Genomic DNA, 17890 nt, shown 5'->3' on the forward strand with positions numbered 1-17890 from the left:
CTTCCCAACAGATGAATCATTATTAAAAATGCTTTATCTTGCGATTATGGATATCACTAAAAAATGGACTATGAGAACAAAAAATTGGGCTCAGATACTGGGACAACTAAGCATTTATTTCGAAGGACGAATATGAGAAAATTTTTCTTTGGTAGTTGCATACTAGGAGTTCTTTACTAACTAGTTACCATATAAAAACAAAAATGATAAATCGAGGGAGAAGTCCCTTATCTAAGGTAACTCCCTCAATTTACCCAGCATTTTATACTGTAATTAAGTTATTCTTATATGTCAGTATCGGAATGTTTACACCAATTACTTGACAGACTCAATTATACTAAATAAGACACCTTTAAGGTGTCTTATTTATCTTGTAATTCCTTTAATTTGAATAACAGATTACATATTTGATCTAAGTCATAGACAAGGGTTGCTATTTCAATTAAAGAGCGAATGTGCGTAGGTCCTAAATGACTTTCTTGCCAATCATTAATACGTTCTCTTAAACTTTCTCTTAATGTAGTAATTTCTTCAATTTGCCTTTCAATTATATCTTTTCTATTTTCATTTGGTTCTAGATAATTTTCTATCAGATTTTTCTCCAATGCTGTAGTTTGAAATAAGAATTCTTGGACAGAGTTTAATAAGTCATTGTACTGAGTACTAGGATTTTCTATTTTTGATATCCGACCACAACGTTCATCAGTGACGTTTTGTATATCTATAACACGTTGTGCAATTAACCACATAATTTCTAATACACGTTCTAAATTACTAAGTTCTGCAGCTTTTTTTCCATTAAAGTACTTTTTGTAGCCTCGTTCATTTTGGTACATATTAAATTTTTCTTTCGCATCTTCATACAAGACGTAAATTTTGTCGACTAATTGTTGTATATGTTCAGGGCTATAATTTTCGCATGTTAAGAAGCTATTTATGACTCTCATCATTAATAATTCTATTCCTTCGTTCAAATCCCGAAGACTCTTTTTAACCATTTCTAAGTACTGTGGTGGTGAAAACAGTAAATTTATAGCTACTGCTATGATAATGCCTACAAACGGTAAAACAGTACTTCGTTGAAGTGCGTATCCAAAAGTATCATCTCGTGAACCAGCCATGATAATAACTACTGTAACACTTGCAAGTGTTATAGATTCTGTCCATCCATATCTTAGACAAATCAAAATTGTAAGTATTACTGCTATCCCCACGAAAATGGGAGTACTTTCTAAAACAAACATTATAGCTAAAGCAATTATTACTCCAATAGCTGTTGCCTGAATGCGTTCCCAACCTTTTTTTAGTGAATCAGTTATAGTAGGCTGTAACGAAATTATAGTAGCTATTACTGCAAGGTAAGGATATTCAAGACTAAATAATTCTGCTATCCATAAAGTTATAGTAACAGCTAAACCTGTTTTCCATACTCTCGGTCCAATTACCAATGTAACTCTCCCCATTAATTTTTTATTTATTAACATTCCCGATGATTCCTAAATATACTAACATGGAGAACATTAAAACTCAAGAGTCCTAATAAACTTTTCAAAAAAGGAGGATGATTATGAGTGGTTTTGCTGGAATTTTGGGTGAAATACCATCCGAGATTAGAAAAAATAAAGTTATGAAAATGCTTAATGTATTAGAATATCGTGGTGAAAATAAAGAAATGATAACGTCTTTTAAAAATATCACCATGGGAATTAATCCATTTAATAATAAACTAAAAAGCTTTGAGCAAAATCTTCGGCCTTATGTTAATGAGAGGAAAAACTTGTTATTAGTAGGTGATGTTAGTATATTTAATATTCAAGAATTAAGAAAATATTTAAATGATAGAGGTCATGATTTAATGACTTGGGATGATGAAGAAATTATATTACATTTATTTGAAGAAGGTGGCGTTGATTCTCTAGAAATGATAAATGGATATTACAGTTTTGTAATTTATGATAGTAACAGTGATTATATTATTGGTGCTAGAGATCCTTTTGGAGTTAAACCTTTTTATTATCATTTTAACGAAAATGATATGATTTTTTCCTCTGAACTAAAAGGCTTATTAGCTTCAGGTTTAGTTAAAAAAAATGTAAATATAAACACGTTAAACTTATTTTTAGTATTACAGTACCCCCCTGAGCCAGAAAGTATGGTTGAAAATGTTTATAGGCTTCCAGGAGGTCATTGTATAGTGTATGATGGTAAAGTGAGTAAAGTATCACAATTCAAAAATTTTGAATTTGGATTAAAAAGTAATAAGTTAATAAAAGAAGAAATACCAGAAAAAACAAGAGAGCTATTTATAAAAAGTATTGAAGATCAATTAAAGACTTCAAATCGGCCAGGGGCATTTTTATCTAGTGGGATAGATTCTGCATCTGTAGTTGCTAATATTAAAAATCTCTATGAACCAGATATTCCAACTTTTTCTGCTGGATTTCATTCACCTAGATTCGATGAGCTGGAATTTATTAAAAAGTTTGTCTCAGATTTGGGGATATTAAATTATCAATTAATTATTTCAACAAACACAATAAAACAAAATCATGATAAATTCTTCTGGTATTTAGATGAGCCTGTAGCAGATCCATCTGCATTTGGGTTGTATATGGTGGCAAGTTTAGCTAAAGATCATGTTGATACAGTTTTCTCTGGTGAAGGTGCAGATGAGTTCTTTGGAGGATATAATATATATCAAGAACCTCTTGCATTAAATAAGGTTAAACGAGTACCAAGGCCATTCTTAAATAATACTATGAAAGTATTAAACCTATTTCCAAAACATATTAAGGGAAAAAACTTTTTGAAACGAGCTCTTACACCTCTATCTAAAAGATATTATGGAAATGCTTATATTTTTTCTCCTGAAGAAAAAGATAAACTTTTAGTTTCTAACTACAGAAAATCAGATGCTCTTAATAACAAATTTACACCAATATATGATGAAATCAGCTCATATGATGAAGTGAGCGCAATGCAATATATTGATATGAAAACTTGGATGGCAGGAGATATCATGGTCAAAGCAGATAGGATGTTAAGTGCGAACTCTTTAAAACTTTGTGCACCATTTTTAAATCAAGATTTATGTGAATGGGCAGTTAATTTACCACGACAATGGCGTGTCTCTAATAAAGAAACAAAGATAGCCTTAAGAAAAGCAATGAACACAACACTTCCAAAAGAGAGTTCGAGTAGAAAAAAGCTTGGCTTTCCTGTCCCAACTGATTATTGGTTTGATGGAGAATTTCTTAAATGGACAAAGGAGATTTTATTATCGAAAGAGAGCGAACAGTTCTTCAAAATAACAGAAATAGAACGTTTGATATCAGAGCACGAATCTAAAACTAAATTAAATGGACGTAAATTATGGACTATTTTAACCTTTATTCTGTGGAATCATTTTGTCTTAAAAAGATAATAGTATTCTGGCAGTAATTGACTGTTTAGATAATATTAGTGTATACTATTTACAAATTACGTCTTGTTCAAAGTTAGTTTGACTACTTTTATGATGAAAAAAATATGGTGGGAGCTGGTTAATTTGAAATGAACTTTTCTTATGGGACTTACGCTTATTCCTGGTTTAGGAGCTAAAGGAATTACTAAATTAATTGATCATTTTGGGGATGCTAAGAAAGTTTGGGAGGCAGATTATCTAGACTTAAAATCTGTTGGTATTAGAAAAGATGTTGTTGAAAAAATAATTATAAATAAGAATAAGATTAATTTAGAATTAGAAGTGGAGAAAGTTCTTAAATATAATCTAAATGTATTAACTTATAATAATTTTCCTAAGCTTCTTCAAGAAATCCATAACCCGCCATTATTGTTATATACAAAAGGAAATCTTGAACTACTACAAGGGTTTAAATTAGCAGTAGTAGGTACTAGAAAAATAACCGGATATGGAATTGGTGTATTAAACAAGATTATCCCCTCTCTAGTAGGAGCTAATGTAGTAATAGTAAGTGGTTTAGCAAGAGGTACTGATGGAAAAGCTCATAAGCTTTGTCTAGAAAATGAGGGTAAAACTATAGCAGTATTAGGTAGTAGCATTGACATAATTTATCCAAAAGAACATAATGATTTAGCAAATAATATACAAGAAAAAGGACTTTTAATATCAGAATTTCCTCCAGGTACAAGACCTAAAAAACATCATTTCCCCCTTAGGAATAGGATAATAAGTGGTCTTTCTAAAGGAGTTGTAGTTATAGAAGCGCCTAAAAAGAGCGGAGCTATTATAACAGCACAATTGGCCCTTGAGGATAATCGTGATGTTTTTTCAGTACCAGGAAATATTACAAACCCGTATAGTGAGGGGTGTAATATGCTGATTTCAGAAGGTGCTAAATTAGTAACGTGTACAGAAGATATTTTGAATGAATACTAAGTATAAAGACGTTATTAGTATGTATAAAACATCATCTATTTTAAAATTTAAGGTATATTTATAAAGTAATAAACAATTGTTCTATGTGGAGGTGGCAGTATTGGCTAAGAACTTAGTGATTGTAGAGTCCCCTGCCAAAGCTCAAACAATCAAACGGTATTTAGGGAAAAATTATAAGGTTAAGGCTTCTATGGGGCATTTAATAGATTTACCTAGAAGTCAAATGGGCATAGAAATTGATGAAGAATTTAAACCTAAATATATAACTATTAGAGGTAAGGGTAAAACTTTAGCAGAGCTTAAAAAAGAAGCTAAAAAAGCAGAGAAAGTATATCTTGCAGCTGACCCTGATAGAGAGGGAGAAGCTATCTGTTGGCATCTTCGAAGAGCATTAAATGTAGAAGATCAAGAAAACTGTCGAGTTATATTTAATGAGATTACCAAAGAAGCAGTTAAGTCAGCATTTAAAGAACCAAGAGAAATCGCATATGACTTAGTAAATGCACAACAAGCTCGTAGAGTACTAGATAGACTTGTTGGATATAATATTAGTCCGATCTTATGGAAAAAGGTTAGAAAAGGGTTAAGTGCAGGACGTGTTCAATCCGTAGCTGTTAAATTAATATGTGATAGAGAAAAAGAAATTGAAAAATTTGAGCCAGAAGAATATTGGTCTTTAATTGCTGATTTACAAAAAGACGGAATGGACTTTGAAGCAAAGTTACAGAAAATAGAAGGCGAAAAAGCTAAAATATCAAGTGAAGAAAACATGAACGAGATTTTAAAAGAACTAAAGAATGTTTCTTATATAGTAAAAAAGGTTGAGAAAAAAGAAAGGTTAAGAAATCCTAATCCCCCTTTTATAACTAGTACTTTACAACAAGATGCCTATCGTCGCCTTGGTTTTTCTGCTAGAAAAACCATGAGAGTAGCACAGCAATTATATGAAGGTGTAAAGGTTAGTGGAGAAGGTCATGTAGGACTAATAACTTATTTAAGAACTGACTCAACTAGAATTAGTCAGACAGCGCTTCAGGCAGCTAAAGAGTATATAGAGAGTGAGTTTGGTAAAGAGTATCATCCAGGTAAACCTCGTCCTTATAAGGGTAAGAAAAGCGCTCAAGATGCTCATGAAGCTATTAGACCTACTAGGTTTGATCTATCACCTTCTAAAATGCAGGATGCATTAGAAAAAGATCAACTTAGGTTATACAAGTTAATATGGAATAGATTTATAGCTAGTCAGATGACCCCAGCTAAATTTGATACTATTTCAGCAGATATATCAGCTGGTAAAATGGAATTTAGAGCACGGGGATCACAATTAAAATTCGCTGGCTTTCTAACATTATATAAAGATGATCAAGATAAAGACGAATTATTACCGGAACTAAAAAAAGGAGAAGAACTAGACCTTAAGGAATTAAAACCAAATCAACACTTTACGCAACCACCACCTAGGTATAGTGAAGCTTCTTTAGTAAAAACTTTAGAAAAAGAAGGGGTAGGAAGACCTAGTACCTATGCTTCTATAATTGAGAATATACAGTCTAAGACTTATGTTGTACAAGAAGAAAAGAAATTATATCCAACCCAACTAGGAAAAATTGTTGTTGAACAGTTAGAAGAATTTTTCCCAAATATAGTTGATGTGGATTTTACAGCAAAAGTGGAGGAAGGACTAGATAGAATTGAAGAAGGGGATAAAGATTGGCAAGAATTTTTGAAAGAATTCTATGAACCTTTTGAAAAACAACTAAATAAAGCAGAAGAAGAAATGAAAAAAATTGAGATTGAGGAAGAGAAAACTGATGTTGAATGTGATAAGTGTGGTTCATATATGGTTGTTAAGCACGGTAGGTATGGTAAGTTTCTAGCCTGCCCAAGTTTTCCTGATTGTAAAAACACAAAACCATTTGTTAAAGAATTAGATGTAACTTGTCCTAAATGTCAAGGTAAAGTCGTTGAAAGAAAAAGCAAAAAGGGACGAAAGTTCCTAGGGTGTGATAATTATCCCGATTGTGATTTTTTAACATGGTATAAACCTATAGAAAATGAGAGTTGTCCCAAGTGTAATTCTTTTTTAGTACAACGAGGCCGAAAAAATAAGTATTATCAGTGTAGTCACCCCGATTGTGACTATACAATAGATGAAGTTTTAGATGAAAATTCTAAAGAAAAAAACTCTAGTAAAAATACTAAGAATTAGAGAATGAAAGGAAGATATGATATGGAGCTAAATGTAATAGGAGGAGGACTAGCTGGTACAGAAGCAGCTTATCAGGCTGCTAAACGCGGCATTAAAGTTAATTTATTTGAAATGCGCCCAACTAAGATGACTGAAGCACATAATACGTCAAATTTAGCTGAGCTTGTATGTAGTAATAGTCTACGAGCTGCATCTTTAGAAAATGCTGCAGGACTTTTAAAAGAAGAGATGAGAAAATTAGATAGCTTAATAATGAGAGTTGCTGACAGAACTTATGTTCCTGCTGGTGGTGCTTTAGCTGTAGACCGTGAAGCTTTCAGTAAAGAAGTAACTAATGAAATTATAAACCATCAAAATATCACATTATATAATAGAGAAATTAGTGATATAGATCCGAATAAACCTACTGTTCTAGCAACAGGTCCATTGACTTCAGATGTATTGGCACAAAAAATCAAATCGCTTACAAGTACAGACTTTTTGTATTTTTATGATGCTGCTGCTCCAATTGTTAGTTATGAATCTATTGATTTGGACAAAGCTTTTTTAGCTAGTAGATATGATAAGGGGACACCGGATTATTTAAATTGTCCTATGACAAAAGAAGAGTATGAGCAGTTTTATGAGGCATTAATTACCGCTAAGAAGGTACCTTTGAAATCATTTGAAAAACAAGTGGTTTTTGAAGGATGCATGCCTATTGAAGAAATGGCAAGCCGAGGTAAAGATACATTAACTTTTGGTCCTATGAAACCTGTGGGACTAGAAGATCCTAGGACAGGGAAACGACCTTATGCAGTTGTTCAATTACGTAAGGATAACCTTGAAGGTACACTCTATAATATGGTAGGATTTCAAACTCAACTTAGATGGCCAGAACAAAAGCGGGTTTTTAGAATGATACCAGGGTTAGAGAATGCAGAATTTGTTAGGTTAGGAGTTATGCATCGTAATACTTTTATCAACTCTCCAGAAGTTTTATTACCAACATATCAAATGAGAGGTAATCGTAATATTTTTTTTGCTGGACAAATAACAGGAGTTGAAGGTTATGTTGAATCCACATCTTCTGGATTAGTAGCAGGAATCAATGCTGCAAGGTTATTAGATGATGGAGATCCTGTTGTCTTTCCTAGGGAAACTGCTTTAGGGGCGTTATCACATTATATAGTAGAAGCTTCTACTAATAATTTTCAACCTATGAATGTTAATTTTGGTTTGATGCCTAAATTAGAGAAGAAATATCCGAAAAAAGAAAGAAAGAAAAAACAAGCGGAAAGGGCTTTAAGTGAACTAGAAACTTTTATTAAAAACTATCAGTTGTAAGGCTATTAGAGTCAGTTGAAAAATGTCTGATAAGTGTGTTATGATCTTTTAGAAAGGAGAAAATGACAAAATTGCAAAAAGAGTTGCAAGATTTCATCAATTATCTAAAAAGTGAAAAAAACGCTTCACAGTATACAATTAAAGATTATCGGAGTGATCTATCTCAAGCTATTGACTTTTTTTCTTCTGAATTTGATTTGCAAGGATGGTCTCAAATAACTCATAAACATATCAGGCATTTTCTCGCTTTTTTGAAAAATCAAAGTTATAATAAAAGTACTACTGCGAGAAAATTATCTGCTATAAGATCATTGTTTAAATACTTAACAAGAGAAGAAAAACTAGCTAACAATACAAGTGCTTTGCTTAAAAGCCCTAAAAAAGAAAGAAAGTTACCAACATTTTTGTCTAATCAAGATATTGAACTTATATTAAATGCCCCAGATGATAGTATTTACGGGATTAGAGATAAAGTGATTTTAGAAATATTTTATTCATCTGGAGTTAGAATAAGCGAGCTCTGGGGATTAGATATATCCGATATTGATTTTACTAATTCATATTTAAAAGTATCGGGGAAAGGAAAAGTCGAACGGCTTGTGCCTTTTGGTAAGTTTGCTCGTATGTCATTACGTAATTATCTTAAAAACTCACGCCCTTATTTACTTAAAAAGAACAATAATGGCTATGAATCTAAAGCTCTTTTTTTAAATAAATTCGGTAACCGAATATCTGTTAGAAGTATTCGAAGACGAGTAGATAAATATGTGAAAGAAGCCGCAAACTTAGGTCATATATCACCCCATAGTTTAAGACATAGCTTTGCTACCCATTTGCTAGATGGAGGAGCTGACTTGAGAGCGGTTCAAGAATTATTAGGGCATGTAAACATTTCTACAACACAGATCTACACACATGTTAGTCAAGAACGTATGACCGAAGTGTATAATAAATTTCATCCTAGAGCGTAGGTAGGTGGTTTTATGTTTGAAGGAACAACTATTGCTGCTTGTAAAACAGAACGTGGTACGGCTATAGCTGGTGATGGACAGGTAACATTTGGCCAAAGTACTATTTTTAAGCAAACAGCTTCTAAGATTAGAAAACTTCACCATGGCAATGTTTTAGCAGGTTTTGCTGGCTCTGTCGCTGATGCAATCACTTTATTTGAAAGATTTGAAAAAAAGTTAGAACAACATCAGGGAAACTTATTAAGAGCTAGTGTAGAACTTGCTAAAGAATGGAGATCAGACAAAGTTTTAAGGCGACTAGAAGCTTTATTATTAGTCGCAGATCAAGAGAGTATTTTGATCATTTCTGGTAGTGGTGAAGTAATAGAACCTGATGATAATGTTATTGCAATCGGTTCAGGTGGTTCATACGCTTTCGCTGCTTTAAAAATGCTTGCAAAGCATACTGATTTAGAACCTGAAGATATGGCATATGAATCTTTAATAGCTGCATCAGAGATATGTGTTTATACAAATTCTCACATAACTGTTGAAAAGCTTATGTAAATATATTATCAGATTAATGTAAAAGGTAGGTGATATTTATTTCTAAAGAATTAACACCACAAGAATTAGTAAATAGATTAGATAAATTTATTATAGGTCAAAGTAAAGCAAAAAAATCTGTATCTGTTGCTATTAGAAATAGATATAGAAGGCAAAAACTTGATGATAATTTTAAGGATGAAGTGATTCCGAAAAACATTCTTATGATTGGACCAACAGGTGTGGGTAAAACCGAAATTGCTCGTAGATTAGCAAAATTAATTAAAGCGCCTTTTGTTAAAATAGAAGCAACAAAATTTACAGAAGTCGGTTACGTTGGAAGAAATGTAGAATCAATGGTTAAAGACTTGGTTTCAGAGGCTATTAGGATGGTAGAAGAGGAAAAGTTAGTAGAAGTATCAGAACAAGCTAAGAGACAAGCGGAAAATAGGATTGTTGACTTATTAGTATCAGAAAATACAAATACAAAGTCTAACCATAAACCTGACAACCCATTCGAAGCTTTATTGACCCAATCTAATACACAAACAAGTCAAGAACAATTGGATGAGGATAAACAAGAAAACAAAAAGAAACAAAGGCGTGATATAAAAAGCAAACTTGCCCAAGGCTTATTAGAACATGAATATGTAAATGTTGAAATTGAAGAACAGTCTATTCCCGATGGATCAAATATGGGTCAAGAGTTTGAGGAAATGGGAATCAATTTTCAAGATCTATTTGGGCAATTTTTACCTAAGAAAACTAAACAGAAGCGGGTCAAAGTAAAAGATGCTAGAAAAATTTTAGGAAGACAAGAGGCTCAAAAATTAATTGATAATGAGCAAGTGACTCAAGAAGCTGTTGAAAGAGCAGAAAATTATGGTATTATATTCTTAGATGAATTTGATAAAATAGCAGTTTCAAGTGGTAAGCAAAGTGGAGGACAGGATGTTTCTAGAGAAGGTGTTCAACGAGATATTTTACCTATTGTAGAAGGCTCTTCAGTAAATACTAAGTACGGTAGAATTAAAACAGATCATATAATGTTCATAGGGGCTGGTGCTTTTCATGATAGTAAACCTTCTGATCTAATACCCGAACTACAAGGGAGGTTTCCTATTAGAGTCAAACTTGAAAGCTTGACAAAACAAGATTTTTATCGTATCTTAACAGAGCCACATAATGCATTGTTAGATCAATACAAAGCGTTATTAGAAACAGAAGAGGTGAAAGTGAATTTCACTGAAGATGCTATCGAGGAATTAGCTAGTATGGCAGAACAAGTAAACAACGAAACAGAAGATATAGGAGCTAGGCGTCTTCATACGTTACTTGAAAAGCTTTTAGAAGAGCTTTCTTTTTATGCTTCGGATATGAGAGGTCAGACAGTTGATATAAATGCAAAGTATGTTAGGGAACGTTTAGAAGACATTGTTGAGGAAAAGGATGTAAGTAGATTTATACTGTAAATAATAATTAGTCATAAAATTAATTGCAGAATTAGTAACTATATAATTAAAAAAGAAAGGATGAACTTTAATGAGTAGTACTTTGTTGGACAAAACTCGTCGTATTAACAGAATACTTCAAAAAGCTGCTGGCCAACCAGTAGATTTTTCTGAAGTTGCAGAGGTACTTAGAGACGTGATTAATGCGAATATTTATATTGCGAGTAAAAAAGGCAAAATTCTAGGAAGTGCCTTAGTTGATGAATTTGAATGTGAGATTATGAAAGAACAGGTGTTAACTCAAGAAAGATTTCCTGAAGATTACAATGATTATTTACTTAGCTTAAATGAGACAAGTTATAATTTAACACAGAAGAAAAATGAGTGTGTTTATCAATATAATGTCGACTGTCTATTTTCTAATAAACTTACCACAGTTGTTCCGATTATTGGAGGTGGAAAGAGATTAGGCTCTCTCATTTTAGCTAGATTTAATGAAAAGTTCCAAGATGAGGATTTAATTCTTGCAGAAAATGGAGCAACAGTTGTAGGAATGGAGATATTAAGATCAAAGGCTGAAGAAATAGAGGAAGAAGCTAGAAATAAGGCTATAGTTCAGCTTGCTTTAGGTACACTTTCATACTCTGAGCTCGAAGCTGTAGACCATATCTTTGAGGAATTAGATGGAAACGAAGGTCTGCTTGTTGCAAGTAAAATTGCTGATAGAGTTGGAATTACAAGATCAGTAATAGTAAATGCATTAAGAAAGTTTGAAAGTGCTGGAGTAATTGAATCTAGATCTCTAGGTATGAAAGGAACTTATATCAAAGTTCTTAATGAACAATTAATAAATGAATTGAAAAAAAGAAGTAGTGTATAAGTGCGGTTATATACCGCACTTATTTTTTTATGTATTAATTAGGACCTGTGCACTAGATGTGAATGAGATATAGTGCGTAAGGGTCCTATTATTTTGTCAAATAATGTATTAAATTGTTGTTGCTGTATGTTTATCAGTTTATTTAGTAAAAATTAGATATTTGGTAGGATACTAGGCGTTTTTTGTCGAATTATAAGTGAAGGTAAATAATCCGGATTATAACCTAAGGAGGGGAAAGGATGTTTGGAGATACACCTATAAACTTATTAGGTAACTCTTTAAATACTACTACAAAAAGACATGAAGTGATTTCAAATAATATAGCTAATGTTAATACACCAGGTTATAAAAAGCAAAGTGTAGAGTTTGAAAGTATACTTCAAGATAAGATTAATTTTGACTCACAAATACGAGGGAAGACTACAAGTGACAAACATTTACCTATAGGTTCACCAAATAACGCTACAGATGTTGAACCAAAGGTGATAACTGAAAATACAACATCTATGAGAAATGATGAAAACAATGTTGATATTGATACAGAAATGGCTCGATTAAGTAAAAATACTATAAAACACCAGACTCTAACAAGACAGTTAAGTGGTGAGTTAAATAAACTAAGAACAGCTATTCAGGGAGGTAACTAAAAATGTCTTTTTTTAACACATTTGATATAAGTGGTTCTGGTTTAACAGCTGAGAGACTTCGTATGGACACCATATCTAATAATATAGCTAATGCTAATACAACTAGAACGGAAGACGGTGGAGCTTATAGAAGACAAACTCCTGTTTTTGAGCCTAGATCAAATGATTTTTCAAACCATTTACAAAGATTTTTACAAGATGGTACGTCCTCTAGTAATAATAAAGGTGGAGTAAGAGTAACAGAAATCATTGAAGATGATGCACCGTTAAAAGAAGTATATAAACCTAACCATCCTGATGCAGATCCTGAAACTGGTTATGTAGAAAAACCTAATGTAGAAATAGTGAATGAAATGGTTGATATGATAACAGCATCTAGGGCATATGAAGCAAATTCTACTGCAATTGATAATGCGAAAAATATGGCAATGAGAACTCTTGAAATCGGAAGATAAAATGAGGAGGAGAGTTAGATGGGTATTGAAGGGATTGGTACTAACGTAAATTCTGCTATAGGTAGTGACATTCAACTAAAAAGTGATAATAAATCTAAGAAATCTAATGACACAGAGTTTAGCGAAATCTTAACTAATGCTATTAATGATGTAAATGAAATACAAAAAGAGAGTGAAGGGTTAAGCGAAGCCTTAGCTATGGGTAAAGTCGATAATTTACATGATGTAGTAATTGCTTCTGAAAAAGCTGATCTTGCTTTAAATTTAACAATGGAAGTGCGAAACCAGTTAGTTGAGGCTCATAAAGAGATTATGAGAATGCAAATTTAGAAAGTACATATCATATTATTTTCGATACTATATAATGAATGGATCTTTGAAGGCGTGGTGATAATTCTTGAGAGAAATGTTAAGTAATTTAAATAATCAAATGAAGCAATTTTGGAGTAATCTTACTAGACGTCAACAGCTGACCTTTTCAATCGCTTTAGTATTATTTTTCTTAGGATCAGCAGTTTTTACTTTCTCACTTTTAAACACGGATTATACTGTGATTGCAAGAGATCTAGATCCTAAGGATGCAAATGAAATGACTGAAGTGTTAGATGATATGAATATATCATATAAAATTGAAGGTGGAGGTACTACCATTTTGGTCCCCGAAAATGATCATGATAATGCACGGCTTGAACTAGCAAGTGCGGGTTTACCTAAAGGTGGGGTCTTAGGTTATGAGGGACTTGACTCTACTCAACTAGGGATGACTGAGTCTGAAAGAGAGATGAGGCAAAAAATCGCTTTAGAGGGCGAATTGATCCGTACAATACGCAGGTATCCTGAAGTAGATGATGCCCGTGTACATTTAGTTTTACCTGAGAGATCTTTATTTAATGCACAAGAAGAAAGCTCTAAAGCTGCAATCTACTTAGAGTTAAATCAAGATTTAGATGAACAACAAATACATAGTATCGAAAATTTAGTGGCACATTCAGTAGAAGGTCTAGAGTCTAGAAATGTTACTTTAACCTCAGGACAAGAAGTTTTAAATCAAAATTCCGGTAACAGTGATGCAAGTATAGGAAGTGAAGTAGAACAAAACCTAGCAATCCAAGAAAAGTTTCAAACGTCATTACAAAACAGTGTTCAATCGATGCTACATGATATTGTAGGTCCAGGTAATGCAACGGTTCGAGTGAATGCGACATTAGACTTTGATGAAGTTACAAGGCTTGAAGAAGAGTTTAAACCAGTTGAAGATCAAGAGGGTGGAATAATTGTAAGTAATCATGTTGAAGAAGAGTTTTATTCTGGAGAAGACATGGGAGCAGGAGGACCGCCAGGGGATGAGTCCCTTGGGGATGACACACCACTATATCAACAAGAAGACTTTGATGGCGGTGAATATGAATATGAAAGCTTCAATGAAACGACTAATTATGAAGTTAATAGAACTGAAACAAAGCATAGAGTGGCACCTGGCGCTTTAGAAAATCTTTCTGTTTCTGTTGCTGTAAATCAAGATGAGGAATTAGATATTGACGATGAATCAATAGAAAATTTAGTTACAAGTGCTATTGGCTTAGATTTTCCTGACAACGGGGAAATTTCTGTTGAAGAGATAGAATTTCATGATCTAGATTCTGATGGAGACCCAGATGGAAACGGGGATGACGAAACAAACTGGCTTGCTATTGCAGCTATTACTGCTTGTTTGTTGACTGCAATCTATATTGCTAGATTAGTTTATAAGAGTGTTCAACAAAAGAGAGAAATGGAAATGCAAGAAAGGCTTGAAAAAGAAAGAGCAATGCAACAACAAGCACAAGCTCAAGATGAAGCTGCAGCTGATGTAGAAGCTGAAGTTCCTGAAACACAAAAGCAAATAACAAACTTTGCAGAGAAAAATCCAGAAGAATTTGCAAAGGTCTTGAAAGCCTGGTTAGCTGATGATTAGAAAGGGTGAGTATATTGAATCCACCGAATGAAATTTCACCAAAACATAAAGCGGCAATACTAATGATCTCTTTAGGTAGTGATGCTTCTGCCGAGGTAATGAAACATTTATCTGAAGAAGAAATTGAACAACTAACATTAGAAATAGCTAATGTACAAAAGGTGGATAGTGAGCAAAAAGAAGAAGTTTTTAATGAGTTTCATCAGATGGCTGTAGCACAAGATTACATATCACAGGGTGGAATTAATTATGCAAAAGATGTTTTAGAACGAGCACTAGGGTCACAAAAAGCTATGAGCATAATTGATAGGTTAACATCTTCTCTTCAAGTGAGACCTTTTGAATTTATGAGAAAGACCGAACCTAGTCAAATTATTAACTTTATCCAGAATGAACATCCGCAGACTATTGCCCTTATATTAGCATATTTAGAAGCTGAGCAAGCATCAATGATCTTATCTTCATTGCCATCTGATAAACAAGTTGATGTATCAAGACGTATAGCAGTAATGGAGCGAACTTCACCTGAGATTATCAAAGAAGTAGAACAGATACTAGAAAGAAAATTATCTTCTGTTATGAGTCAAGACTACACATCAGCTGGAGGTATTTCATCTATAGTTGATGTTTTAAATAATGTTGATAGAGCAACAGAAAAAACAATTCTAGAAAACCTAGAAACTCAAGATCCGGATTTAACGGAAGAAATAAAGAAAAGATTATTTGTATTTGATGATATTGTTCTACTTGATGATAGGTCAATACAAAGAGTGATACGAGAAGTTGAACAAAAAGACTTAACTATGGCGCTAAAAGTTGCTGGAGATGAAGTTAAAGATAGAGTATTTAAAAATATGTCAAATAGAATGGCAGAACTTGTTAAAGAAGAGATGGATTACATGGGTCCTGTCCGATTAAAAGATGTTGAAGAAGCACAACAAAAAATTGTTAATTTAATTAGAAGTCTCGAAGAAAGTGGAGAGATTGTAGTAGCACGTGGTAAGGAGGATGAGGTAATTGTCTAAAGTATATAAGTCTGATAGTTTAACACCTAGTTCTCCTTTTGTTTGGGAATGTAAAATGAAGCAATCAACTAATAAAAATGACGGGAATGGAGTTAATAAATCTAACGCTCAAAGTATGACAAGTAACGCAATGAAAGATGCTGAAGAAATCATAAAAAACGCAAAGAAAAGAGCCTATGAAGAAGCAAATGCTATCAAAGAACAAGCTGAAAAAGAAAAGGAACAAATTTTTGAAAACGCTAAAAAAGAAGGTTATCAGGCTGGGTATGAAGCAGGAAAAAATGAAGGATTACAGGTAATAGAAGAAAAACAAGAAGAGTTATTACAAAAAGCAAAAAAAGTAGTACAAGCTGCTGAAGATGATTACTGTAGACTCTTATCAGAAACTGAACCTCAAATAGTGCAGCTAATTTTAAATATTGCTAGAAAAGTTATATCAACTAAGTTAGAAGAAGATAAAGAGTCAATTATCAATCTGGTAAAAAATGGTATAGAGAAGCTTAATGATCAAAAAAGAGTTACGATTAGAGCTAACCCCGAAGACTATACTCTACTTTCTGAAAATGTCACACAATTAAAATGCAATTTTAAGGAAATTAAAATTGAATTGGTTGAAGATCTCAACTTACAAATTGGTTCTCCTGTATTGCTTGGTGAAAATGGTCATATTGACCTTGATATCGAAAACCAGCTTGAAGAGCTTCACCGTTCACTGAAGCAGGTGGTACAACTTGGCTAATAATATTGATCTATCAAAGATTTTTCGAGCTGTAGATGAGTGTGATACTAAGCCATTACAAGGTGAAGTTTCTCGTGTTGTAGGGCTTACAGTAGAAGCTTGTGGTCCATCAGCAAAAATAGGGGATCTCTGCATAATTAGAAGCAAAAATCATGAAATTGAATGTGAAGTAGTTGGATTTAATGAAGATAAAATATTATTAATGCCTTTAGGTGAACTTACATATGTTGCTCCTGGTGATAAGGTCGTTACATCAGGAAAGTCTATGTCTGTTTCAGTAGGACCTGGTTTGATTGGTAGAGTTATTGATGGACTAGGAAGACCAATTGATGGGAAAGGTCCTTTAAAAAATATAGATACAAAGTATGATATGGAAAAATCCCCGCCTGCTCCAATGCAGAGGAGCAGGATAAAAGAACCCATTCAAACAGGGGTTAAAGCTATTGATGGAGTTTTAACCTTAGGAAAAGGACAACGAATGGGTATCTTTGCAGGTTCAGGTGTTGGTAAGAGTACTTTACTAGGTATGATAGCTCAGAATACCTCTGCATCTGTCAATGTGATTGGTTTGATAGGTGAAAGGGGAAGAGAGGTTCGGGAGTTTATAGAGAAAGACTTAGGTGAAGAAGGACTGAAAAATAGTGTTGTTATAGTTGCCACCTCAGATCAACCGGCTTTACTTAGGTTAAAAGGAGCTCTAACAACAACAGCTGTAGCTGAATATTTCAGGGATTGTGGTAATGATGTGATGTTAATGATGGACTCATTAACAAGATTTGCTACAGCTAAGAGAGAGGTGGGATTAGCTACTGGGGAACCCCCTGCTACTCGTGGGTATCCACCATCAGTGTTTGCAATTTTACCTAAATTATTAGAAAGGTCTGGTACTTCTGAAAAAGGAACCATTACAGGTTTATACACTGTTTTAGTTGATGGAGATGATATGGACGAGCCAGTGTCAGATACTGTACGCGGGGTTCTAGACGGGCATATTATTTTAAGCAGGAAACTAGCAATGCAAAATCATTACCCTGCAATTGATATATTACAAAGTATTTCAAGGGTAATGGTAGATATAGTTGATGAAAAACATCAACAAGCTGCCCATAAATTAAATTCAGCTTTAGCAGCATATGAAGAAGCCAGAGACTTGATTGAAATAGGTGCTTATCAAGAAGGAAGTAATCCTAAAGTAGATTGGGCGTTGAAATTAATAAATGAGTTAAATGACTTTTTACAACAACAAATTCATGAAAAGAGTGATTTTGATAAGACGGTTAAAAAGTTAAAGAAATTCTTGAAAGAATAA

16 protein-coding genes and 1 pseudogene are annotated in these 17890 nt (G+C 33.3%); 16 read left to right on the top strand and 1 reads right to left on the bottom strand.

Going from position 1 to position 17890, the window contains the following annotated elements; translation table 11 throughout:
* Nucleotides 1-136 (top strand): annotated as a pseudogene (locus tag CDO51_RS13445) (IS256 family transposase); the annotation flags it as partial.
* A 226-nt stretch (nucleotides 137-362) separates the two neighbouring features.
* Here CDO51_RS13445 and CDO51_RS03920 read toward each other — a convergent pair.
* Nucleotides 363-1448: an FUSC family protein gene (locus CDO51_RS03920; protein WP_158212308.1), complete on the bottom strand. Its 1086-nt coding sequence runs from the start codon at nucleotides 1446-1448 to the stop codon at nucleotides 363-365.
* A gap of 119 nt (nucleotides 1449-1567) precedes the next feature.
* Here CDO51_RS03920 and asnB point away from each other — a divergent pair, with 119 nt between their 5' ends.
* From asnB to fliI, 15 genes are all read left to right on the top strand, one after another.
* On the top strand, nucleotides 1568-3424 hold the full coding sequence (gene asnB, locus CDO51_RS03925) for an asparagine synthase (glutamine-hydrolyzing) (RefSeq protein WP_158212309.1): 1857 nt from the start codon (nucleotides 1568-1570) through the stop codon (nucleotides 3422-3424).
* Nucleotides 3425-3565: 141 nt separating this feature from the next.
* Nucleotides 3566-4399 carry a DNA-processing protein DprA gene (gene dprA, locus CDO51_RS03930; RefSeq protein ID WP_089023000.1) on the top strand — a complete coding sequence of 278 codons (834 nt, stop codon included), beginning with the start codon at nucleotides 3566-3568 and terminating at the stop codon, nucleotides 4397-4399.
* Between the two features lie 100 nt (nucleotides 4400-4499).
* Nucleotides 4500-6608 carry a type I DNA topoisomerase gene (gene topA / locus CDO51_RS03935; RefSeq protein WP_089023001.1) on the top strand — a complete coding sequence of 703 codons (2109 nt, stop codon included), beginning with the start codon at nucleotides 4500-4502 and terminating at the stop codon, nucleotides 6606-6608.
* Nucleotides 6609-6611: 3 nt separating this feature from the next.
* Nucleotides 6612-7934 (top strand): methylenetetrahydrofolate--tRNA-(uracil(54)-C(5))-methyltransferase (FADH(2)-oxidizing) TrmFO, encoded by a 1323-nt coding sequence (trmFO, locus tag CDO51_RS03940; protein ID WP_240503479.1) that lies wholly within the window; start codon nucleotides 6612-6614, stop codon nucleotides 7932-7934.
* Between the two features lie 62 nt (nucleotides 7935-7996).
* Nucleotides 7997-8905, top strand: a complete 909-nt coding sequence (xerC, locus tag CDO51_RS03945; RefSeq protein ID WP_205842099.1) for a tyrosine recombinase XerC — start codon at nucleotides 7997-7999, stop codon at nucleotides 8903-8905.
* Nucleotides 8906-8917: 12 nt separating this feature from the next.
* On the top strand, nucleotides 8918-9451 hold the full coding sequence (gene hslV, locus CDO51_RS03950; RefSeq protein ID WP_089023004.1) for an ATP-dependent protease subunit HslV: 534 nt from the start codon (nucleotides 8918-8920) through the stop codon (nucleotides 9449-9451).
* 38 nt (nucleotides 9452-9489) lie between these two features.
* Complete coding sequence (gene hslU, locus CDO51_RS03955) at nucleotides 9490-10902, top strand: ATP-dependent protease ATPase subunit HslU (RefSeq protein ID WP_143824678.1); 1413 nt, start codon at nucleotides 9490-9492, stop codon at nucleotides 10900-10902.
* A gap of 70 nt (nucleotides 10903-10972) precedes the next feature.
* Entirely contained in the window at nucleotides 10973-11761 is a 789-nt protein-coding gene (gene codY, locus CDO51_RS03960; protein ID WP_089023006.1) for a GTP-sensing pleiotropic transcriptional regulator CodY, read from the top strand.
* Between the two features lie 239 nt (nucleotides 11762-12000).
* Nucleotides 12001-12408, top strand: coding sequence for a flagellar basal body rod protein FlgB (gene flgB, locus CDO51_RS03965; RefSeq protein ID WP_089023007.1), 408 nt, complete (start codon nucleotides 12001-12003; stop codon nucleotides 12406-12408).
* Nucleotides 12409-12410: 2 nt separating this feature from the next.
* Nucleotides 12411-12863, top strand: a complete 453-nt coding sequence (gene flgC / locus CDO51_RS03970; RefSeq protein ID WP_089023008.1) for a flagellar basal body rod protein FlgC — start codon at nucleotides 12411-12413, stop codon at nucleotides 12861-12863.
* An 18-nt stretch (nucleotides 12864-12881) separates the two neighbouring features.
* Nucleotides 12882-13193 (top strand): flagellar hook-basal body complex protein FliE, encoded by a 312-nt coding sequence (gene fliE / locus CDO51_RS03975; RefSeq protein ID WP_089023009.1) that lies wholly within the window; start codon nucleotides 12882-12884, stop codon nucleotides 13191-13193.
* A 76-nt stretch (nucleotides 13194-13269) separates the two neighbouring features.
* On the top strand, nucleotides 13270-14817 hold the full coding sequence (fliF, locus tag CDO51_RS03980) for a flagellar basal-body MS-ring/collar protein FliF (RefSeq protein WP_240503483.1): 1548 nt from the start codon (nucleotides 13270-13272) through the stop codon (nucleotides 14815-14817).
* 14 nt (nucleotides 14818-14831) lie between these two features.
* Nucleotides 14832-15842, top strand: coding sequence for a flagellar motor switch protein FliG (fliG, locus tag CDO51_RS03985; protein WP_089023011.1), 1011 nt, complete (start codon nucleotides 14832-14834; stop codon nucleotides 15840-15842).
* Entirely contained in the window at nucleotides 15835-16581 is a 747-nt protein-coding gene (locus CDO51_RS03990; protein ID WP_089023012.1) for a FliH/SctL family protein, read from the top strand. Before fliG ends, CDO51_RS03990 begins: the two co-directional genes overlap by 8 nt.
* Nucleotides 16574-17890 (top strand): flagellar protein export ATPase FliI, encoded by a 1317-nt coding sequence (gene fliI / locus CDO51_RS03995; RefSeq protein WP_205842100.1) that lies wholly within the window; start codon nucleotides 16574-16576, stop codon nucleotides 17888-17890. The genes CDO51_RS03990 and fliI overlap by 8 nt, the downstream gene beginning before the upstream one ends.

The sequence above is a fragment of the Natranaerobius trueperi genome (assembly GCF_002216005.1).
Classification (GTDB): Bacteria; Bacillota; Natranaerobiia; order Natranaerobiales; family Natranaerobiaceae; genus Natranaerobius_A; species Natranaerobius_A trueperi.